The 19425-nt window shown below is 55.2% G+C and carries 20 protein-coding genes and 1 pseudogene; 9 read left to right on the top strand and 12 right to left on the bottom strand.

What is annotated here, in order from left to right:
• Position 1: 1 nt before the first annotated feature.
• The 4 genes from AC13DE_RS12445 to rpsD all read right to left on the bottom strand — a co-directional run bounded on the left by AC13DE_RS12445 (position 2) and on the right by rpsD (position 3550).
• A complete protein-coding gene (locus tag AC13DE_RS12445) occupies positions 2 to 775 on the bottom strand; it encodes an extensin-like domain-containing protein (RefSeq protein WP_483047996.1) in 774 nt (257 codons plus the stop codon).
• The gene (locus tag AC13DE_RS12440) at positions 772 to 1692 is read right to left on the bottom strand and encodes a prephenate/arogenate dehydrogenase family protein (protein WP_446296932.1); all 921 of its coding nucleotides are present in this window, start codon (positions 1690 to 1692) and stop codon (positions 772 to 774) included. The genes AC13DE_RS12445 and AC13DE_RS12440 overlap by 4 nt, the downstream gene beginning before the upstream one ends.
• A 1-nt stretch (position 1693) precedes the next feature.
• Positions 1694 to 2776: a histidinol-phosphate transaminase gene (hisC, locus tag AC13DE_RS12435; RefSeq protein ID WP_483047995.1), complete on the bottom strand. Its 1083-nt coding sequence runs from the start codon at positions 2774 to 2776 to the stop codon at positions 1694 to 1696.
• Positions 2777 to 2929: 153 nt separating this feature from the next.
• Positions 2930 to 3550, bottom strand: a complete 621-nt coding sequence (rpsD, locus tag AC13DE_RS12430) for a 30S ribosomal protein S4 (protein WP_446296934.1) — start codon at positions 3548 to 3550, stop codon at positions 2930 to 2932.
• 560 nt (positions 3551 to 4110) lie between these two features.
• On the opposite strand from rpsD, the gene AC13DE_RS12425 reads away from it, so the two are divergent.
• A complete protein-coding gene (locus tag AC13DE_RS12425) occupies positions 4111 to 5049 on the top strand; it encodes a response regulator (RefSeq protein WP_483047994.1) in 939 nt (312 codons plus the stop codon).
• A 68-nt stretch (positions 5050 to 5117) separates the two neighbouring features.
• On the opposite strand, the gene AC13DE_RS12420 is transcribed toward AC13DE_RS12425, so the two are convergent.
• Positions 5118 to 5693: a DNA-3-methyladenine glycosylase I gene (locus tag AC13DE_RS12420; RefSeq protein ID WP_483047993.1), complete on the bottom strand. Its 576-nt coding sequence runs from the start codon at positions 5691 to 5693 to the stop codon at positions 5118 to 5120.
• A gap of 146 nt (positions 5694 to 5839) precedes the next feature.
• Between AC13DE_RS12420 and AC13DE_RS12415 the strand changes: the two genes are divergently transcribed.
• From AC13DE_RS12415 to yddG, 4 genes are all read left to right on the top strand, one after another.
• A complete protein-coding gene (locus tag AC13DE_RS12415; protein WP_483047992.1) occupies positions 5840 to 6667 on the top strand; it encodes an EAL domain-containing protein in 828 nt (275 codons plus the stop codon).
• 121 nt (positions 6668 to 6788) lie between these two features.
• On the top strand, positions 6789 to 7964 hold the full coding sequence (locus AC13DE_RS12410; RefSeq protein WP_446296938.1) for an acetyl-CoA C-acetyltransferase: 1176 nt from the start codon (positions 6789 to 6791) through the stop codon (positions 7962 to 7964).
• Between the two features lie 174 nt (positions 7965 to 8138).
• The gene (gene phbB / locus AC13DE_RS12405) at positions 8139 to 8861 is read left to right on the top strand and encodes an acetoacetyl-CoA reductase (RefSeq protein WP_446296939.1); all 723 of its coding nucleotides are present in this window, start codon (positions 8139 to 8141) and stop codon (positions 8859 to 8861) included.
• A gap of 255 nt (positions 8862 to 9116) precedes the next feature.
• The gene (gene yddG, locus AC13DE_RS12400; protein ID WP_446296940.1) at positions 9117 to 9995 is read left to right on the top strand and encodes an aromatic amino acid exporter YddG; all 879 of its coding nucleotides are present in this window, start codon (positions 9117 to 9119) and stop codon (positions 9993 to 9995) included.
• On the opposite strand, the gene AC13DE_RS12395 is transcribed toward yddG, so the two are convergent.
• From AC13DE_RS12395 to AC13DE_RS12385, 3 genes are all read right to left on the bottom strand, one after another.
• The gene (locus AC13DE_RS12395; RefSeq protein WP_446296941.1) at positions 9992 to 10156 is read right to left on the bottom strand and encodes a YdcH family protein; all 165 of its coding nucleotides are present in this window, start codon (positions 10154 to 10156) and stop codon (positions 9992 to 9994) included. The two genes, yddG and AC13DE_RS12395, sit on opposite strands and share 4 nt — an antisense overlap.
• Positions 10157 to 10268: 112 nt before the next feature.
• The gene (locus AC13DE_RS12390; protein WP_483048097.1) at positions 10269 to 11018 is read right to left on the bottom strand and encodes a tRNA1(Val) (adenine(37)-N6)-methyltransferase; all 750 of its coding nucleotides are present in this window, start codon (positions 11016 to 11018) and stop codon (positions 10269 to 10271) included.
• Positions 11019 to 11022: 4 nt separating this feature from the next.
• On the bottom strand, positions 11023 to 11244 hold the full coding sequence (locus AC13DE_RS12385; RefSeq protein ID WP_446296943.1) for a putative signal transducing protein: 222 nt from the start codon (positions 11242 to 11244) through the stop codon (positions 11023 to 11025).
• 59 nt (positions 11245 to 11303) lie between these two features.
• On the opposite strand from AC13DE_RS12385, the gene AC13DE_RS12380 reads away from it, so the two are divergent.
• A complete protein-coding gene (locus AC13DE_RS12380; protein WP_446313144.1) occupies positions 11304 to 12302 on the top strand; it encodes a polyprenyl synthetase family protein in 999 nt (332 codons plus the stop codon).
• Here the strand turns inward: AC13DE_RS12380 and AC13DE_RS12375 are convergent.
• The 4 genes from AC13DE_RS12375 to soxR form a co-directional block, all read right to left on the bottom strand.
• Positions 12295 to 13152: a 4-(cytidine 5'-diphospho)-2-C-methyl-D-erythritol kinase gene (locus tag AC13DE_RS12375; RefSeq protein WP_483047991.1), complete on the bottom strand. Its 858-nt coding sequence runs from the start codon at positions 13150 to 13152 to the stop codon at positions 12295 to 12297. The two genes, AC13DE_RS12380 and AC13DE_RS12375, sit on opposite strands and share 8 nt — an antisense overlap.
• Positions 13149 to 14867 carry a tetratricopeptide repeat protein gene (locus AC13DE_RS12370; RefSeq protein ID WP_483047990.1) on the bottom strand — a complete coding sequence of 573 codons (1719 nt, stop codon included), beginning with the start codon at positions 14865 to 14867 and terminating at the stop codon, positions 13149 to 13151. Before AC13DE_RS12370 ends, AC13DE_RS12375 begins: the two co-directional genes overlap by 4 nt.
• Before the next feature lie 162 nt (positions 14868 to 15029).
• On the bottom strand, positions 15030 to 16679 hold the full coding sequence (locus tag AC13DE_RS12365) for an electron transfer flavoprotein-ubiquinone oxidoreductase (protein ID WP_483047989.1): 1650 nt from the start codon (positions 16677 to 16679) through the stop codon (positions 15030 to 15032).
• Between the two features lie 155 nt (positions 16680 to 16834).
• Positions 16835 to 17287, bottom strand: a complete 453-nt coding sequence (gene soxR, locus AC13DE_RS12360; RefSeq protein WP_483047988.1) for a redox-sensitive transcriptional activator SoxR — start codon at positions 17285 to 17287, stop codon at positions 16835 to 16837.
• Between the two features lie 87 nt (positions 17288 to 17374).
• Here soxR and AC13DE_RS12355 point away from each other — a divergent pair.
• From AC13DE_RS12355 to AC13DE_RS12345, 3 genes and pseudogenes are all read left to right on the top strand, one after another.
• A pseudogene (locus AC13DE_RS12355) lies at positions 17375 to 17682 on the top strand (VOC family protein); the annotation flags it as partial.
• 213 nt (positions 17683 to 17895) lie between these two features.
• The gene (gene greA / locus AC13DE_RS12350) at positions 17896 to 18366 is read left to right on the top strand and encodes a transcription elongation factor GreA (protein ID WP_446313149.1); all 471 of its coding nucleotides are present in this window, start codon (positions 17896 to 17898) and stop codon (positions 18364 to 18366) included.
• Between the two features lie 15 nt (positions 18367 to 18381).
• Positions 18382 to 19419, top strand: coding sequence for a hypothetical protein (locus tag AC13DE_RS12345; protein WP_483047987.1), 1038 nt, complete (start codon positions 18382 to 18384; stop codon positions 19417 to 19419).
• Positions 19420 to 19425: the final 6 nt, after the last annotated feature.

The raw sequence follows: 19425 nt of genomic DNA, 5'->3' as shown, positions 1-19425 counted from the left end.
GTTACCGACAGTATGACCCACTGCGATGGCGGGCGGTGTCGAGATGGAAGTGATCAAGGTGGTATCGATCTGCTTTCGGACCCAGTATCGTCCCAAAGGGCCCACACGCACCTTTGTGAGCCCGCTGCACTGCCGTGCGACTGGCAGCAGCATCCCAACCCTTCAGGACGCTGATCTCTTGTCCCGTTTTAAGCTGAAAGGCAGAAACATCTATCGCCCGGCCCCGCCCATGTTCCGAGATTTTGCCCCCCGGTTCGTTGTTCCGCGTACGGCAGGTATAATGCGCAGCAATGCGCAGACCTCTTAGTCCGCCAATGTCGGCGAAGGCGGGTTTGGCTGCATTCTCGATCCAGCTTTTGAGCGCCTTGGCAGTCTTGCAATCCATCACCGATGCTTGGCTTAACCTTACTCCCGACACGGACTCGATTTGAACGGCGGCGTCGACGCCACACCCGTTCAACTCAGGCTTCACCCGACCGATGAACTTACCCTGGATCGCGACATCGTCGCACACGGCACCCTGGGCCAAAAGCTTTCGTTGCTTTTGTGCGGCATCTTCAATGGCATGACTGCGCAACACAGGGCGTAGTGACGCAGCGATCCCTATGCTTTCTTGCGCAGCAGACGTAACAATTTTTGTCGGTGCAGTTAACTGACCGCGATCCGATGGCAACGCATCTACAGTCCCGGTTCTGGCCACCGGCCTCGGGGATTGATCAGGTCCCGCCCATACCGGGCTGCATAGCATCACCGCTATAAGCGCGGGACGGATCATTTCTTGCCGGATTGGCGCCCGAAATTCGGGGCGTCAGTATCTTGTCCAGCCTCAATGATGCCTCGGCGGATCGCTCGAGTACGGGTGAAGTACGCATGCAAATGATCCCCGTCGCCGATGCGAATGGCACGCTGAAGCGCAAACAGTTCTTCGGTAAAGCGACCCAGAATTTCCAGAGTGGCCTCTTTGTTCGTCAGGAAAACATCGCGCCACATCGTCGGGTCGCTGGCGGCAATACGGGTAAAATCGCGAAACCCCGCCGCCGAGTATTTTATGACTTCGCTATCGGTCACGCGGCGCAAATCATCCGCTACACCTACCATTGTATACGCAATCAAATGCGGAGCGTGGCTAGTGACGGCAAGAACAAGATCGTGATGTTCCGCATCCATTTCCTCGACATTCGCGCCCAGCCCTTCCCACAGGTTGCGCAACCGCGAAATCGCGTCGGGATGGGTATCAGGCACTGGCACCAACAGACACCAGCGGTTGTCAAATAATTCGGCAAACCCACTGCGGGGACCAGAATGTTCGGTACCGGCCAGGGGGTGCGCGGGAATAAAATGAACATTATCGGGCAAGATCGGCCCGACCTGGGCGATGACATCGGCCTTGACGGATCCCACGTCGGTGACGGTGCAACCGGGCTTTAGGAAACCCGCCATTTCAGCAGCGACTGATCCCATCACACCAACCGGGACACATAGAACCACCAAATCAGCGCCTTCCACGGCCTTGGCGATCGTATCGCATACCTCGTCGCACAGGCCTATTTCGCGGGCGATGTCTCGTGTCTCTGCGCTTCGTGCAAAACCCGATACGGTGCCGGCCAAGCCTGCGCGTTTCATGCCCCAGAACATGGACGACGCAATCAGGCCCAAGCCGATCAAGGCTACTTTTTCATAAATTACCGGCATATCAATCGCCCTTGAATTGACGTATCGCGTGAACGACGCGGCGACACGCGCTTTCATCGCCCACGGTGATCCGCAAACAAGACGGCAGTTGATAGCCCGCAACCCGCCGAACGATTAAGCCTTGGGTCTTCAGGTAGTCGTCACACGCTTCGGCCTCGGCCTGCGACTTGAAACGCGCAAGGATGAAATTGGCGCATGACACATCCGACGGCACGCCGATCTCGGCTAAAGCATCGGCCATCCAACTCCGCCAGCGTGCGTTCTCCCTACGGCAATGCGTCGCATAGGTCGTGTCTTTGATCGCGGCTTCAGCAGCGTTCAACCCCGCTTGCGACACGTTGAACGGACCGCGTACACGGTTCAAGACGTCGATGATATGTGCCGGTCCATAGCCCCAGCCCACCCGCAAACCACCCAAGCCATAAAGTTTGGAAAAGGTCCGCGTCATGATAATGTTATCATGCATGTCGACCAAAGCCGCCCCGCCGTCATACCCATCGACGTATTCGGCATAAGCGCCGTCCAGCACCAGAATAGCCTTCTCGGGGATCCCCACGGCCAGACGCTCAATCTCGCTCAGGCCAATCATGGTGCCGGTCGGGTTGTTTGGGTTAGCGATGAACACAAGCCGGGTTTTATTGGTGCATCCGGCCAGTAGGGCGTCCACATCCGTTACACGCTCATTTTCAGATACTTCCACAGGTGTAGCCCCGTTGGCGAGCGCCGAAATACGGTACATGCCAAACCCGTGAACAGTGTGCAAAACCTCGGTACCCGGACCGGAATATGCCTGGCACAAAAAGGCGATGATCTCATCCGACCCGGCCCCGCAAATAATCCGTTCAGGGTCCAGCCCGTGCACGGTCGCTATGGCCTGGCGCAATGCGCTATGATCAGAGGAGGGATAGCGATGCAAGTCATACGATGCACGACGGTATGCTTCTATCGCAGCCTCGGACGGCCCCAACGGGTTTTCGTTCGAGCTGAGCTTGATTACATTTTCAAGCCCCGCCACATGCGCCGCACCACCTTGGTAAAGGGCGATGTCCATGATGCCGGGCTGAGGCTGAATTGCGGTTGTCATCTATCAAATCTCCTGTCGGGCGGACCTTAGCCGCGTGGTACGACCAGCGCCACTATGATATTGCCCCCTGCGGCTCATCTGCGGGTCGAAACGCAAAAGGGCCGCGCCGGTATGTCCAGCGCGGCCCCTTCGGCATCTGATGTGCGAGGAACCTTAGTTCTTCGCGTAGAATTCGACCACGAGGTTCGGTTCCATCATGACAGGATATGGCACGTCGCCCAAAGCAGGGGTGCGCACGAATGTCGCTGTCATCTTGGAGTGATCCGCCTCGATGTAGTCAGGCACGTCACGCTCGGCCAATTGCGTCGCTTCGAGCAGGGCAACCATTTGCTTGGACCGATCACGTACTTCGATCACGTCGCCTTCCTTGACGCGGTAGGAAGGAATGTTAACCTTCTTGCCGTTCACGCGGACGTGGCCGTGGTTTACGAACTGACGTGCGGCGAAAACGGTTGCGACGAACTTGGCGCGGTACACAACGGCGTCCAAGCGGCGCTCGAGCAGACCGATCAGGTTTTCACCTGTATCGCCTTTTACACGCTCGGCTTCACCGTAAATGCGGCGGAACTGCTTTTCGGTCAGATCGCCGTAGTAGCCCTTGAGCTTTTGCTTGGCGCGAAGCTGGATACCGAAGTCGGAAATCTTGCCCTTGCGGCGCTGGCCATGCTGGCCGGGGCCGTATTCGCGACGGTTTACCGGGGATTTAGGACGGCCCCAGATGTTTTCGCCCATACGGCGGTCAATTTTGTGCTTGGCAGCTGTGCGTTTTGTCACGGCTGTTCTCCTTTTTGTGGCCCCCGCAGAATTGCGACGGGCGGTAAAGGGCGTTGTCCTCTGGCCGAAGCCCGACAGGGTTCCCTTTGCAGGGTCCACCAACACCAATGAAGCCGCGCTTATATGAGCCATGGAAAGAGAGTCAACACGCAATCGCAGTATCTAGGTCTATACGGCGCAGTACCTGAGCGGTTTGGACAATCTGCGAAGCGTCTGGCCGCCCTTCTCGTCCGCGGGGGACAAAAACATATGTGCACAACGTTTGAAAGCCCCGGCTCATAGTCCGACACCCATTTATAAAGCGCGATTGAGAATCACGCGCGCCCCTGAAACCTATCCAAAAGATGCCCATACACTACGAAAGAGTTAATAAAACATTAAAATACCCAATTGCGAGTTGAAAAGTTAACGAAACTGATTCAAGCTAAATTAAGTAGTCAAGGAAGAATAACTGAATTGTGATGAAAAATTTAGGTGCTTACCAGAAATAGCTTGGTCCGGATGCACACGCCATTTTTGTTATATGGGCAAAGCAATTCGAGAATGCGGGGTAACGAGTGATGAGAATTCTGGCCGTAGAAGATAACAAGGACTTACGTCATCTCCTTGGGGTTTATCTAGAAGCACAAGACCATGAATATGTTCGCACGGCTGCCTCGGGTGCAGATGCCTTGACGATTATCAAAGATACGCCAGTGCCCTTTGATTGTTTTCTTCTTGATATTCAAATGCCCGAAATGTCCGGGATCGAACTTATTACCTATATCCGACAGATCCCCGGATATGAATTTGTGCCGATCATCATGCTTACTGGTGTCAAAAACAGCGATAGCATCGCCAAAGCCTTTGTCGCGGGTGCGTGGGATTACATCGTTAAGCCTTTTGAATTTTTTGAACTGGAAACCCGTATTCATGGGGCAGAGCTGCGCAATGCTGAGTTTATCCGGCACATCAAACGTCCGCACGAAAGCCCCAGCCGCGAGAAATACGAGGTCTTGCAGAAGATCGCCCTAGAACGCCCCATGACACCGGCCGACCTTTCAAAAAGCGGTCTGGTTACCGAAGAAGCCTTTGAAAACTATATTATGCGGATGCAATCGGAATTTGGCGGCGACACAACAGTCGCGGTAATTGCAGTGCAGAATTTCGCACAATTGATGGCATCTTTTTCGGAACCCCAACGCCATCAGTACACGGTCAAACTGGCCGTCGCCATTTCCGAGGCGCTGAAACCAATGGGTTTAATGCTGACCTATCGTTCAAATGGGATATTCGCGGCAGCGCTTCTTGACGCGGAAATGCAAACCAATTCAAGCATGGATAAGGCGGTGGCAAAAGCGGTCGCGTCCGTCGAGCTTGAGAATGCGAACCCTGAAATTCGGCCAATTTTTGACATTGGGTATTGCGTCACCAAAGACCGCTGGACCAGCAGTGATACCATGATCGCCGTCGACTCTGCAGCGCAAGAACTAGGCAGCTCCTCGCGCGCCATGATGTAAACTGGGGCCCGAACCCGCCGCTTTCGCCTCGGCCCTGCCCTATCGGCGTGGACTGGCCGGTTTATCTGTCACCGACGCACTGCCATCTGTGCCACGGCGTCGTGTCTGTGGCATGAGACAAGATGATCGTTAACCATGCCGACCGCCTCCATGAAGGCATAGACGATCGTGGGGCCGCAAAACTTGAATCCGTGCTTCTTGAGATCGTTGGAAATCTGCTTCGAGGTATCTGTCGACGTCGGCACGTCCCCGTGGGTGGCGTAGTGGTTCTGCACTGGCGCGCCCCCTACAAAATTCCAAAGATAGGTATCAAAACCTTCTCTTCGTTCAATGTCTTGCCAGACACGCGCGTTGGTGATGGTGGCTTCGATTTTACCGCGATGCCGGATAATGCCGGGGTTTTTCAATAACCTTTCGACATCTGCTTCGCCCCAGTCGGCGATAATGTTAGGGTCAAAGCCGGCAAAAGCTTCGCGGAAATTCTCTCTTTTCTTGAGGATGGTGATCCAGCTCAACCCGGCCTGAAAGCCGTCCAGTATCAATTTTTCCCACAGGGCACGGCTGTCATACTCTGGAACGCCCCAATCCGTATCGTGGTAATCTATGTAGATTTGCTCTGGGCCGGCCCAATCGCAGCGTTTCATTTCAGTTCCTTCCGCGGGAGATAGCGTTGATTGCGCCGTTTAGTGTCAGACACGTCAAATTGAATGTTTAAGTCTTTGTTGTCAAAACCTGTGCCATCAAATTGTGAAATCCTATGAAGAGTGAGCACCCTTTGATAGAATCAACGATGCACCGTTTCGCAAATCTGCCCGAAGGGCATGATAACCCGTTGGATTATGCCGTTTCTCAGCGTGATCGCTCCACGCTGGAAATGGTAAAAGAGGCGGTGAAACATAGGCAGACATTGCTGGCCTACCAGCCCATTCTTTACGGCAGTTCAACCGACAAAATCGCTTTTCACGAGGGACTTATACGCGTCTTGGATCCAACTGGGCGAGTTATTCCGGCACGCGAATTTATGCCTGTCATTCAAGACACTCAGTTGGGGCGCGAGGTTGATGTTCTTGCGCTGCGTGCAGGTCTGATCGCACTTAGAGAACATGCCGATCTACGGCTTTCCATAAATATGTCAGCCCGCTCTATCGGGTACAAACCCTGGACAACCATGCTGACCCACTGGCTTGACCGTGACGTTACCATTGGCGAACGACTGATATTGGAGATCAGCGAACAATCGGCCATGCAAATGCCAGAGCTTGTCGCGAGCTTCATGGAACAATTGCAAAGCAAGAAAATCTGCTTTGCATTGGATAACTTCGGGGCTGGCTATACCGCCATTCGATATTTCAAAGATATGTATTTTGATATTCTCAAGATTGACGGTCAGTTCGTGCGTGACCTTGCAACCAACGGTGACAATCGTGCCGTTATCTCGACCATGTTGGCGATCGCGCATAACTTCAACATGATTACCGTGGCCGAACAGGTTGAAAACCGCGACGATGCCGAAGCACTGTCGGCCTTGGGTGTAGATTGCCAGCAAGGCTATTATTACGCAGCACCCACCACCTCTCCTGAATGGGCCGATGAACCGGAATTTCGCAAAAGCAGTTAGCGTCCTACCTCATGATTGCCGCCTGTGTTGCGATGCGATATGCCTTTAATCAGAAGGCGGGGGATCGCGATCTTTTTCGCGAATGGAAAATACCCTTTGCCAGTAACCTAGGGGAAATTTAATGACTAATGTTGTCATCGCATCCGCCGCGCGTACGCCAGTCGGAAGCTTTAACGGTTCTTTCGCCAACACGCCCGCACACGATCTTGGTGCCGCCGTGTTGAAGGAAATTGTAGCACGTGCAGGCATTGATCCCTCTGAGGTCAGCGAAACCATCTTGGGTCAGGTGCTGACAGCCGCCCAGGGGCAAAACCCAGCACGACAGGCGCATGTGAATGCGGGACTGCCGATCGAATCTGCGGCCTGGTCCATCAACCAGGTGTGCGGGTCCGGGCTACGTGCCGTCGCTCTTGCTGCCCAACATATCCAGCTTGGCGATGCCGACATCGTAGCCGCAGGCGGCCAGGAAAACATGTCGATGAGCCCTCACGCCCAGAACTTGCGGGCGGGTCAAAAAATGGGTGATCTGCAATTTATCGACACCATGATTAAAGATGGATTGTGGGATGCATTTCACGGGTACCACATGGGGCAAACGGCCGAAAATGTCGCGGAAAAATGGCAAGTAAGCCGAGACACCCAAGACGAATTCGCTGTTGGTTCGCAAAACAAGGCCGAAGCCGCACAGAAGGCGGGAAAGTTCGCCGATGAGATCGTTGGATTTACGGTCAAGACGCGCAAGGGCGAAACGCTTGTCGATCAAGACGAATACATTCGTCACGGCGCAACGATAGACGCGATGCAGAAACTTCGCCCGGCTTTCACCAAAGACGGGTCAGTCACCGCCGCCAATGCCTCGGGCCTAAACGACGGTGCGGCCGGTGCCCTGCTGATGTCGGCCCAGAACGCCGAAAAGCGGGGCATCACCCCACTGGCGCGCATCGCATCTTACGCAACCGTGGGTCTGGACCCGACCATTATGGGGGCCGGTCCGATCTATGCGTCGCGCAAAGCGCTCGAGAAAGCTGGCTGGAAACCCGAAGATCTTGACCTTGTCGAAGCGAACGAAGCATTCGCGGCCCAGGCATGCGCAGTGAACAAGGAAATGGGCTGGGACCCTGCCATTGTAAACGTCAACGGTGGAGCCATCGCAATTGGCCACCCTATCGGGGCTTCGGGTGCGCGTATTCTTAACACCCTCCTTTTTGAAATGCAGCGCAGGGGTGCTAAAAAGGGTCTAGCAACGCTGTGTATTGGCGGAGGTATGGGCGTCGCCATGTGCCTTGAGCGTCCCTGACGTGTTTAATTTTGGCGGGGGTGTTCCGAACGCTCCCGCCAATAATAAAAAATATTATCCAGCGGTCTACCTAACTGTTGCAACCATACCGCGCGATGCTTACTGATTGTATACGTAATAAAATTGCGAATTGATAACTAGCAACGAAACAACGTTGCTGAAAGGGAGAATGATATGTCGCGTGTCGCACTTGTGACAGGGGGGAGCCGGGGTATCGGTGCCGCCATTTCAACAGCATTAAAAGACTCTGGATACACCGTGGCTGCCACCTATGCAGGCAATGATGACGCCGCCGCGCAGTTCACGGAAAATACAGGAATCAAGACATACAAATGGAATGTTGCAGATTACGAAGCATCCAAATCGGGGGTTGAAAAGGTCGAAGCCGAACTTGGGCCCATCGACGTTGTCGTTGCCAATGCAGGCATTACCAGGGATGCACCTTTTCACAAGATGACACCCGATCAGTGGAACGAAGTCATTGGTACGAACCTTACCGGAGTTTTCAACACGATCCATCCAATATGGCCGGGAATGCGCGAACGAAAGTTTGGTCGTATTGTCGTCATCAGTTCAATCAACGGGCAAAAAGGGCAATTTGCTCAGGTTAACTATGCCGCAACCAAGGCTGGTGATCTGGGAATAGTCAAGTCATTGGCCCAGGAGGGCGCGCGCTCCAACATCACAGCGAACGCAATATGCCCCGGCTACATCGCGACGGATATGGTGATGGCCGTTCCTGAAAAAGTACGCGAGTCAATCATTTCACAGATTCCAACCGGTCGCCTTGGTGAGCCTGAAGAGATCGCACGCGCGGTGGTCTTTCTGGTGAATGACGAGGCAGGGTTTATCAACGGCTCCACCATCACCGCAAATGGCGCACAGCATTTAGTATAAGCTTCCCGGATTGTTTCAACCAAGGCCGGCGCTTGTCAGCGTTGGCCTTGGTCGCATGAACGGCTCATGATCGCTGCGCCAACTTCTTCCGATCATGATCGCGACCCCTTCATCTATTCCCAAAGGCATTGGCTGCCGCACGGCTTTGCCCCTGCTAGGTTAGTATACTCTTGCTCATATGGTGAAGGTCGGGCATCACAACGCTCGGAATTGCATCGGTCACAGGTTCAAAGCCTATTCCAAAGAGGTGAAGCCATGACGCAAACGCAAGCGACTTTAATCGGTTTCGGCGCAGTCATCTTGTGGTCCCTACTTGCGCTGTTTACGGTGAAAACCGCACCTACCCCACCGTTTTTGCTTACTTCGCTCAGCTTTGCCATCGGCGGGTTATTAGGGTTGGTCTGGTGCGCGATGACCGGCAAGCTAAGCGCCCTGCGTCAAGTGCCCTTGGCGGTATATGCCTTTGGGACGCTGGGGCTGTTCGGCTATCATGCGCTTTATTTTTCAGCCCTGCGTCTTGCACCCGCTGCCGAAGCGGGATTGATCGCATACCTCTGGCCGCTTCTTATCGTCGTATTCTCTGGCTTTTTGCCGCAAGAACGGCTGCGCAAGGGTCACCTGATTGGCGCGTTTCTAGGGTTTTCCGGGGCAGCGTTAATCATCGGAAATGGCACGGCAAGTATCCAGACGGCATACCTGCCAGGCTATGCGCTGGCACTGGCAGGCGCTCTCACCTGGTCAAGTTATTCCTTATTTTCGCGGCGGGTGGGCTTTGCACCGACGGCCAGCGTTGTCGTTTTCTGTTTGGGGACAGCCGCGCTTTCTCTTCCTCTGCATTTCGCATTTGAAGAAACTGTCCTTCCATCGACAAGTCTGGGGTGGGCAAGCGTCGTTGGATTGGGTCTCGGCCCCGTCGGGCTGGCTTTTTATATTTGGGATATCGGGGTTAAGCGCGGGGACATCCAGCTTCTTGGTACCAGTTCGTATCTGGCCCCGTTACTATCGACACTTATTTTGGTGGTGTCAGGGGTAACACCAGCAACCCCAACTTTATTCTGGGCGGCATTCCTGATCACTGGCGGCGCTCTTTGTGCAGCGCGCGCCAGTTACCTTAACAAAAATGAAAATTTCTAGGTTGAGAGTCGGGTAATTTCTTCTTTAAGGCGAAGTTTTTCTTTTTTCATATTCGCAACTTTAAGGTCGTCAATTCCAGGTGATCGCTGCGCTTTCTCTACAGCGTCGCTCATCGCCGAATGCTTGCGTTTCAGAGCATCCAGATGTGCGTCAAAAGCCATATATCTCTCCTTCTGATGTGTTGCGTAGGATCAGTGAAGCACGAAATATTTTGCCTGTCACGCGGCACCGCAGCATATGTTTCGACAAATTGAGCGATCGGCCAGTTAATGCTTAAAACTCCAGTGCGGCCCCGTCACGCAACACTGCCCGCACTTTCGAGACAAAACTGTCTCCGTCAGAAACATGTACCGGGCCCTGATGCATCACAAGCGGCGGATTCAACCGGAATGCCGCCCGGCCACTTTTGCGGGCCCGCAAGATGACAAGTTCGGCCAAGCGGCCAACCCGCGGCGCGATGGGCAGTACTTCGATGCTCCCCATGTCCTTTGGCAAGGCACGGATCAGATCGGGCAAACGTTCGGCCCGATGTATGAAATGCGCCTGCCCCTTGGGCGCAAGTCGCCGCGCGGCCATCTTTACCCATGTCTCAAGCGGGGTCTGTTCACCCAATGCAGTCTCGCGGCCCCGGTTTTTCGCGGCCACTGATGCGTCCCGATCGAAATAGGGCGGGTTGGCCAACACATGGTCAAACTGCCGTTCTCGCAAAGCGAGTGGCATATCAGCCAAATCCGCGACGACCACTTCAAATTCCGGGCTATTGCGGCGCGCAAGGTCTGCGTAGGCTGGTTGAAGCTCAACCCCTGTCAGGTGCAGGCCCGCGATCCGCGTACCAAGGCAAAGCGATGCCGCACCAACCCCGCATCCCAGCTCAAGCACCCGCTGGCCCGGCGATGCCGGCACAGTTGCGGCCAATAAAACCGGGTCGACACCCGCGCGATACCCTTTTCGCGGCTGCCATAAGTACAGCTTGCCGCCCAAGAATGCGTCATGTGTCAAATCGTCCGGGGCAAATTGATGCACGTAACTATTCGGGCAGGCCACTGGGAATATCATTATCGCGCAAAATTTCCGCCGCAGCACTGTGATCATCGTCGTGAACCATCAGTCGGCGGGGAAAAATACCGATGCCACCTTCAAGCACGCTCATGTTTACGTCCAGTGCAAAGCAGTCTATATCCTCGCCCTGAAGAAGGGCGCTGGCAAAGGCAATGATCGTCGGATCGGTCGTGCGTAAAAGTTCCTTCATAACAGAGATGTAAGGGCAATCCGGTTGGATTGTCGAGCCTTCTAATTAAGGTCATGTAGATGACGAACGAGAAAACAAGAAAACCGCATGACCGCATGGCCACTTATCTTAAAGATGATTTAACGGCCGTAAACGAACTGATCCGGCATCGCATGGCGTCGGAACACGCGCCCCGAATCCCCGAAGTCACGGCCCATCTGATCGAGGCGGGAGGCAAGCGTCTGCGCCCCATGCTCACGTTGGCTACTGCTCATCTGTGCGGATATCAGGGGCGGTATCACATCCACCTTGCTGCCACCGTAGAGTTCATCCACACCGCCACGCTTTTGCATGATGACGTGGTTGATGAAAGCGCGCAGCGAAGAGGCCGCCCAACGGCGAATCTTTTGTGGGATAACAAGTCTTCGGTGTTAGTGGGCGATTACCTGTTTGCGCGCAGTTTTCAGTTGATGACTGAAACCAACAACATAAAGGTACTGGCAATTCTGGCCAACGCCTCTGCGACGATCGCCGAAGGCGAAGTATTGCAGCTGACCGCGGCACAAAATCTTGGTACCGACGAAGACATCTACCTCAAGGTTGTTCGTGGCAAGACAGCGGCCCTGTTCTCAGCAGCGACCCAAGTTGGGGGCGTGATCGCCGGGGCCTCTGCCGAACAAGAACGCGCTTTGTACGACTACGGCGACGCTCTTGGCATCGCGTTCCAAATTGTCGATGATTTGTTGGATTTTCAAGGTGATAGCCAAACGATAGGCAAAAACATCGGCGATGACTTTCGTGAACGCAAGCTGACGTTGCCGTTGATAAAAGCGGTCGCCAAGGCAGACGCCGATGAACGCGAATTTTGGGTCCGCACGATCGAAAAAGGTCATCAAGATAACGGTGATCTGGAACACGCGTTGACCCTGCTCCACAAACACGGGGCACTGCGTGACACCAAGGCGCAGGCGCTGGAGTGGGCCGAATTGGCAAAAGGCGCGCTTGGCGCGCTGCCTGATCATGAGCTACGCGAGATGCTCTGTGATCTGGCCGATTACGTGGTTTCCCGGATCAACTGATCACGGGCGCCGCGGCAACCCACCACCCGGGATGGTTTTTCTCGATTCGCGCGGCTGCGTGACGGGCTGACGCATCGGTTTCGTACAAGCCAAAGCACGTTGCCCCTGAACCGGACATCCGTGCAAGCAGCGCGTCCTGCAACGTGCGCAAACATATGGGGATTTCGGGCACTGCTTGGATGGCGGCCGGTTCAAGGTCGTTGCGTTGCGTCCCCAGCCATGCGGCGAAAGCAGCGGTAGATTCAAAGACCGGCAACACCTGGGGCATCGGCGGGTTGGCTCGGCTCTCTAATCCAGCGAAAATCTCGGGCGTCGAAACTGACACGTTTGGATTGACCAATACCAGCCAGCACTGCGGCAACGGACCTGCGGGTGATAGATCCTCCCCTACACCGCGCATCCTTTGGGGCAAGCTGTGCAAACAGACCGGAACATCCGCACCCAATCGGGACACATCCTGTGGAACTGGCACCCCCCAGTGGACTGACAGGGTTTGCAGTGCCGCGGCGGCATCGGCGGAACCGCCCCCAATTCCAGCAGCGGCAGGTAATCCCTTGGTCAAGTGCAGACGCGCGCCCCGGCCTTTGCCACCGTCCAGCAGGCGCGCGGCACGAATGACCAGATTTCGATCATCAAGCGGCGCACCATCTGCAAAGGGCCCGTCGATATAAAGCTCTAGCTGCTCTGATGGTGCGACATTCAGCATATCGCCGACTTCGGCCCGTACGACGAGACTATCCAACAGATGATAGCCGTCAGGGCGTTGTCCGGTCACATGGAGCGTCAGGTTGACTTTAGCCCAAGCTGGCTGCGACGCGGCCAGACCTAACGCGGCACCGTTGGATTTCATTTACTGACGGATACCTTGATCAACGGTGACGCCCCCTCTTCCGCCAGCACGGCATCCAGTCCAACCTCCAGCTTGCGTCGGATCCGTTTAGGGTCAGCCTCGCTGTCGTTATCCTGGGGGTCAACAAATGACAGTGCCCGGCGCCACTGAAATTCAGCTTCGCGCTTGCGGCCGACCGCCCAGTATACATCGCCCAAGTGATCGTTGACCACGGCGTCTACCGCCACCAGTTCCGCCGCCCGTTCCATCTGCGCTACGGCTTCGTCATAGCGCCCTAACCGGTACAACACCCACCCGAGCGAATCCACGATATAGCCTGAGTTTGGGCTTCCGGCGACTGCACGCTCAATCATGTTCAATGCCTCGTCCAGGTTGCGCCCTTGCTCAACCAACGAATATCCCAGGAAGTTCAAGACCTGAGGCTGATCGGGGTTGATTTCCAACGCTGCTCTGAAATCACTTTCGGCGGCTTTGCCGTCACCGCTGCGTTCTTCGGCGATACCGCGTGCGTAAAGCAATACCCATCGCTGGGGATTGGTCTTCGGGGTAAGTTCAAGGGCGCGACCATAAGCCTTTATCGCGCCAGTAAAATCATCTTGTGCCCGCAGAGCATCGCCCAACGCAGAGTGAACCGAAGGCAGTTCTCCATAGCTTCGGGTAAGTTGCTTGAGGACTTCGATAGCCTGTTCGGGCTTATCTGAGCGTCGCAAAATGGCGGCACGCCCCAGTTCTGCCGCATGGTAAGCCGGATTGTCGGCAGGCACAGCCTGCAATTCCTGCATCGCCAAATCGTACTGGCCGATATTTTCCAGCAAATCGGCTGTCAAAAGCAAATCGTCAATGTGATCGGGCCGCAGATACCGTGCAATTCGGGAATACAGCAAGACATAGTGATCGCCTGCCGATTCATTGCGCAGAACCGAAGCAAAGGTAAAGAACACTTCAGCAATACCGGCTTTTGCATCGGGAACCTGCCCGAAACTTACCGGCTCATCCCCCTTCAGGGCGTTCATCAACGTCTCAAGTTCGGGGTCCATGCTATCGCCGAAACTGGCAGCCAGCAATGACAGCGCCTGATCCTTGCGGCCAAGTTGACCCAGTATTTCGACCCGTGCAATGACGCCTCGTCGGGTTTGTCCCGCCGACCCCGCCATATTTGATCCGAATATGGCATCGGCACCCTCGAAATCACCGACCGAAGCGAGCGCCAGCGCCTTGTGATACAAGACAAACCCTTGCATCCCCGCCTCGGTGCTCAGCTCATCGAATTTTTCGATCGCGGCGGTCATGTCCCCGATGCCGACATATGCCCAAGCCTTGATCAATCCGTCCACCCAAGGGCCGATGCCCCCGGTGTCGGCGTTTTGATCCAACAGACCTTGGTAGTCTTCGGCTTGCGCCATGCCTGCCGTCGTCACCAGATATGCCACCTGACTGGACTGTTCCCCGCTGGTGATGACCCGCGCCAGGGGCAAAGCTTTGTCTATGTCGCCCAAGGAGAGATAAGCCAGAACCGTGCTTTCCTGGAATTCGACATTATTTGGCTCTTTGGCCAATGCTTCTCCGTAATATCGCGCGGCCTCGGCAAAATCGCTTCGCATCGACGCGTAACGTCCGGCCAAGTACGCCCCCGATACGGAATCTGCCGCAACAGGGACAGCCATGCTCAAGCTCAGAGCGAGAGCACTTACGAAGGAACGGTGTTTACGGAACATTGTGGCTCGCCTCATTTTGCTTTGGTCATAAAGCTATCAGTTTCGATGCCGAGCGCAATGGTACCTATCTGACTGCGCCGATTCTATATCCGCAATCGGCGAAAGGTCGCGAAAAAGGCGTGCCGTGACACGCCTTTTTTAACTTCTTGTTTGCAAGTTCTCTTACATGTTGGGGTAATTCGGTCCATCCCCACCCTGCGGGGTGGTCCAGACGATGTTTTGCGTGGGATCCTTGATATCACAGGTTTTGCAATGCACGCAGTTCTGGAAGTTGATCACAAAGCGCGGGTCCTTTCCCGCTTCCTCCACGAATTCGTAGACCCCGGCAGGGCAATATCGCGCTGATGGTCCGGCGTATTCCGGCAGGTTTACCCTGACAGGTACCGATGGATCCTTGAGCTTGAGATGCGCAGGCTGGTTTTCGTCATGGTTGGTAAACGAAAACGCCACGTTGGTCAGACGGTCAAAGCTCAGCTTTCCATCAGGCTTAGGATAGTCGATCTTTTTGTGCTTATTGGCTTTTTCGGTCGCTTCGGCATCGGTCTTGCCATGCTTTAGCGTACCCATCAGCGAAAAGCCGAAAGTGTTTGTCCACATGTCAAAACCACCCACGACAAGTGACGTCATAAGCCCGTATTTGCTCCATAACGGTTTGACGTTGCGAACCTTTTCCAGGTCCTTGCCAATTTTTCCATCCCGAACCTCAGCCTCATAGCTGGTCAGCTCGTCGCCACTGCGGCCAGACTTGATGGCCTCATGTGCGGCTTCTGCGGCTGCCTTGCCGGAAAGCATGGCGTTATGGTTACCCTTGATCCGGGGTACGTTGACCATCCCTACCGAACATCCCAGCAGTGCCACACCCGGAGCGACCATTTTGGGCATGGATTGGAAACCACCTTCGGTGATTGCCCGTGCGCCATAGGCCACGCGTTTGCCGCCCTTCAGCAGTTCCGCGACCATCGGGTGATGCTTGAAGCGCTGGAATTCCATATACGGGAATACGTGAGGATTTTTATATCCCAGATGGACGACGAACCCGACATAGACCTGATTGTTTTCGATGTGGTAAATGAACGATCCACCCCCGGCGTTGCTGTTCAAAGGCCAGCCCATGGTGTGGGTTACGGTACCCTCTTTATGCTTGGCCGGGTCGATTTCCCAGATTTCCTTCATGCCAAGACCGTATTTCTGCGGTTCTTTCCCCACATCCAGTTCATATTTCGCAATCACCTGCTTGGACAGGCTACCGCGCACCCCTTCAGACAGGAAAACATACTTGCCGTGCAATTCCATACCGGGTTCATAGCTGTCACCCTTGATGCCGTCCGGGCTGATACCGAACTCACCTGCAACAACGCCCTTGATTTCACCGTTTTCCCCGTAAACCAGTTCGGAGCAGGCCATCCCAGGGAAAATCTCCACCCCCAGCTCTTCGGCCTGTTCTGCCATCCATCGGCAAACGTTGGCCATCGACACGATATAGTTGCCGTGGTTGCTCATCAGGGGCGGCATCGGGAAGTTCGGAACCCGTATCTTGCCTGCCTCGCCGAGCATATAGAAGTTGTCTTCCTTGACCTTCACCTTGACCGGTGCGCCTTTGTCCCGCCAGTCAGGCATCAGCGCGTCCAGGCCAATCGGGTCCAGCACCGCGCCGGACAAAATATGCGCCCCGACTTCAGACCCTTTTTCCAGCACGACCACATTACAGTCGGCATCCAATTGCTTTAGACGGATCGCGGCGGACAGCCCGGCAGGGCCCGCACCGACGATTACGACGTCATATTCCATTGTTTCGCGTTCAACTTCGGCCATTCGGGGCTCCTCTTCGGGCAGAAAACGGGTTTGGATTTGGCTAAACTAGCGCGATTGGCTTTGCAATCACGACACGGCGTAAAATTGGGTCGTTGCGACAGTTTGCATCCTAAATGTCGCGGATGCAGCAATAATGTTTCGCCATGCAAAATTGCTTAGCTGCGCGGGTCGCCCATAAGGTACCGCGGGCCCTGCCCCTTTTCGCCGGCCTTGTCATGTGGGTTATACAACGCGCAGGCTTTCAGGCTCAGGCAGCCGCAGCCAATGCAACCGTCAAGATCATCGCGCAACCGCGTCAACATTTCGATACGCTGGTCCAACGTTGCGCGAAAAGATTTGCTGATCCTCGTCCAATCGCCCTTGGTCGGCGTGCGCCCGTCCGGCAGAAGGTCGAGCTCTTGTCTGATCTGCGGGAGCGTGTAGCCGAATTGCTGCGCAATCATCACAAAGCTCAACCGTCGCAGATCGGCGCGGTTGAACCGCCGCTGCCTACCCCCATTACGCCAAGGCTTGATCAGCCCCTGCGCCTCGTAATAGCGGATCGCCGAAACAGCCAACCCCGTGCGCCGCGCCAATGCACCGATCGACAGGCCCTCATTCAGCGCCATGTATCACCTCAAAATTTTTCTTGACCTAAAGTTAGGTTTAGAAATTACAAACCTCAGGGTCAACGTAGCATAAACAGGAGACCGACAATGTCTGCACAGCTAGAACACGCAAATTTCACCGTATCCGACCCCGAAGCCACTGCCGCATGGATGACCAGGGTCTTTGGCTGGCGTGTCCGCTGGCAAGGGCCGGCTATCGCCGCGGGGGACACACCGTGCATATCGGCAATGATACACAGTACGTCGCGCTGTTTACGCCGCCTGAAGGGGCTAAATCCGGGGTAAGCAGCTATCATACGACCGGCGGGCTCAACCACATCGGTATCGTGGTCAATGACCTGGAAGCGGCCGAAGTTGTTGTAAAAGCTCAAGGGTTTACGCCAAAAAACCATGCCGATTACAATCCCGGCCGCAGGTTTTACTTTCATGATCACGATGGCATCGAGTATGAGCTTGTTCAATACGATGCCTGAACGCGGATTGCCGCAGACCCGCCGACTTCGCTCTTGCAATCGTCGTTCAGTTTAGGTCAGTTAAAGGTCAATTCAAATCGGTTACACCTTCGGACTCGGGTCCGGGGCTGTGACCCTCATTGCGTGGACGCACCCATGGAAAAAATCCCGATGACCCGAGCAGGTCATACCGCTTTGGAAGCAGAACTGAAGCATTTGAAGTCGGTGGAACGTCCGGCGATCATTCAGGCCATCGCCGAAGCACGCGAGCACGGCGACCTTTCCGAGAATGCTGAATATCATTCAGCCAAGGAAAAGCAGTCATTCATCGAGGGCCGCGTCAAAGAGTTGGAAGGTGCCATATCTTTGGCCGAAGTGATCGACCCGACAAAGATGTCCGGCTCTATCAAGTTCGGGGCGACGGTGACCTTGGTCGACGAAGAGACAGACAACGAAAAGACCTATCAGATCGTTGGTGAATACGAAGCCAATATTGAAAAAGGCCTGCTGAACATCAAGTCACCTATTGCCCGCGCATTAATCGGGAAGGAAGAAGGCGATAGTGTTACTGTCCGTACGCCAGGGGGTGAAAAGTCTTATGAGGTTCTCAAGGTCCTTTTCGTCTAGGCTGGAATTTTTGTCATGACCGATACCCCTCCCGCCCAAAATCAGGCACCGCGCCAACCGGCGCGATCCACGCCGTTTGGGGTCTATACACGGCCAGAACACAACGCCATTTCAAGTATCGAAATCGTCGCAATTGCCCTAAGCGCCGTATGGCTGCTTGCCTCTGCGATCTTTTTTCTTATGCAGCCCCCCGCCGCACCTGCCGACACTAGCGATGGCGGGCTGCGTTTTCTGATGACGATGCTGGTGGTGTTTCTGCCCGTAGGCATGATCTGGGTCGCAGCCACAGCGGCACGTGCCAGCCGCGTGATGCGCGAGGAAAGCAGACGCTTGCAAGCCGCCATCGACGCGATCCGTCATGCGTATATCGCTCAGCAACAGGGGCAGTCGATTGATGGCGACTCGTCGGTCTCGCGCAAGCTTGACGAGATTGCAGCCGCCGCGCGCAAGACGGAAAGCACCTTGGCGATGTTCCAAACCCGTCGTGACGCGGCGGCGCGCCCGGCGATAGCGGCGAAGGCCCCCGTCACCGAGGACCAGCCTACGCTGGCGCTAGGGACGCAAGCGAGCGATTTGAGCCAACCGCTGTCGCACGATGATTTCATCCGCGCCCTGAACTTTCCCGAAACGGCCGAAGACGAAGAAGGCTTTGCCGCCCTGCGCAAAGCGCTCAAGGATCGTAATGCGTCGCAGCTGGTTCAGGCGGCTCAGGATATCCTGACACTGCTCAGCCAGGACGGGATTTATATGGACGATTTGATACCTGATCGTGCCCGCCCGGAAGTCTGGCGTGAATTTGCCCAAGGCGCACGCGGGCGCACAATAGCCGCGCTTGGCGGTATCCGCGACCGGTCTTCATTGGCCCTGACCAATGCCCGGATGAAGCAGGATCCGATCTTTCGCGATGCAGGCCACCATTTTCTGCGTCGCTTCGACCGCGCCTTTTCCGCTTTTGAAAAAGAAGCCTCGGACGCCGAGATTTCGGCATTGGCCGACACGCGCACTGTACGGGCCTTTATGCTGTTGGGGCGGGTGGCCGGAACCTTCGACTGAAAGTCT

The organism is Sulfitobacter sp. L-8, from assembly GCF_056859255.1.
Note: the sequence above shows the minus strand (reverse complement) of the source record. Positions and strands in the feature narration are given on the sequence as shown.

Coding starts and splice junctions, on each gene's coding strand:
- phbB (WP_446296939.1), top strand. CDS start 8,139: ATGTCGCGTGTCGCACTTGTGACAGGGGGGAGCCGGGGTATCGGTGCC.
- soxR (WP_483047988.1), bottom strand. CDS start 17,287: ATGGCGCTGAATGAGGGCCTGTCGATCGGTGCATTGGCGCGGCGCACG.
- yddG (WP_446296940.1), top strand. CDS start 9,117: ATGACGCAAACGCAAGCGACTTTAATCGGTTTCGGCGCAGTCATCTTG.
- AC13DE_RS12385 (WP_446296943.1), bottom strand. CDS start 11,244: ATGAAGGAACTTTTACGCACGACCGATCCGACGATCATTGCCTTTGCC.
- AC13DE_RS12420 (WP_483047993.1), bottom strand. CDS start 5,693: ATGAAACGCTGCGATTGGGCCGGCCCAGAGCAAATCTACATAGATTAC.
- AC13DE_RS12395 (WP_446296941.1), bottom strand. CDS start 10,156: ATGGCTTTTGACGCACATCTGGATGCTCTGAAACGCAAGCATTCGGCG.
- AC13DE_RS12380 (WP_446313144.1), top strand. CDS start 11,304: ATGACGAACGAGAAAACAAGAAAACCGCATGACCGCATGGCCACTTAT.
- AC13DE_RS12375 (WP_483047991.1), bottom strand. CDS start 13,152: ATGAAATCCAACGGTGCCGCGTTAGGTCTGGCCGCGTCGCAGCCAGCT.
- AC13DE_RS12445 (WP_483047996.1), bottom strand. CDS start 775: ATGATCCGTCCCGCGCTTATAGCGGTGATGCTATGCAGCCCGGTATGG.
- greA (WP_446313149.1), top strand. CDS start 17,896: ATGGAAAAAATCCCGATGACCCGAGCAGGTCATACCGCTTTGGAAGCA.
- AC13DE_RS12370 (WP_483047990.1), bottom strand. CDS start 14,867: ATGTTCCGTAAACACCGTTCCTTCGTAAGTGCTCTCGCTCTGAGCTTG.
- AC13DE_RS12415 (WP_483047992.1), top strand. CDS start 5,840: ATGCACCGTTTCGCAAATCTGCCCGAAGGGCATGATAACCCGTTGGAT.
- AC13DE_RS12410 (WP_446296938.1), top strand. CDS start 6,789: ATGACTAATGTTGTCATCGCATCCGCCGCGCGTACGCCAGTCGGAAGC.
- AC13DE_RS12425 (WP_483047994.1), top strand. CDS start 4,111: ATGAGAATTCTGGCCGTAGAAGATAACAAGGACTTACGTCATCTCCTT.
- AC13DE_RS12345 (WP_483047987.1), top strand. CDS start 18,382: ATGACCGATACCCCTCCCGCCCAAAATCAGGCACCGCGCCAACCGGCG.
- AC13DE_RS12365 (WP_483047989.1), bottom strand. CDS start 16,679: ATGGCCGAAGTTGAACGCGAAACAATGGAATATGACGTCGTAATCGTC.
- AC13DE_RS12440 (WP_446296932.1), bottom strand. CDS start 1,692: ATGCCGGTAATTTATGAAAAAGTAGCCTTGATCGGCTTGGGCCTGATT.
- hisC (WP_483047995.1), bottom strand. CDS start 2,776: ATGACAACCGCAATTCAGCCTCAGCCCGGCATCATGGACATCGCCCTT.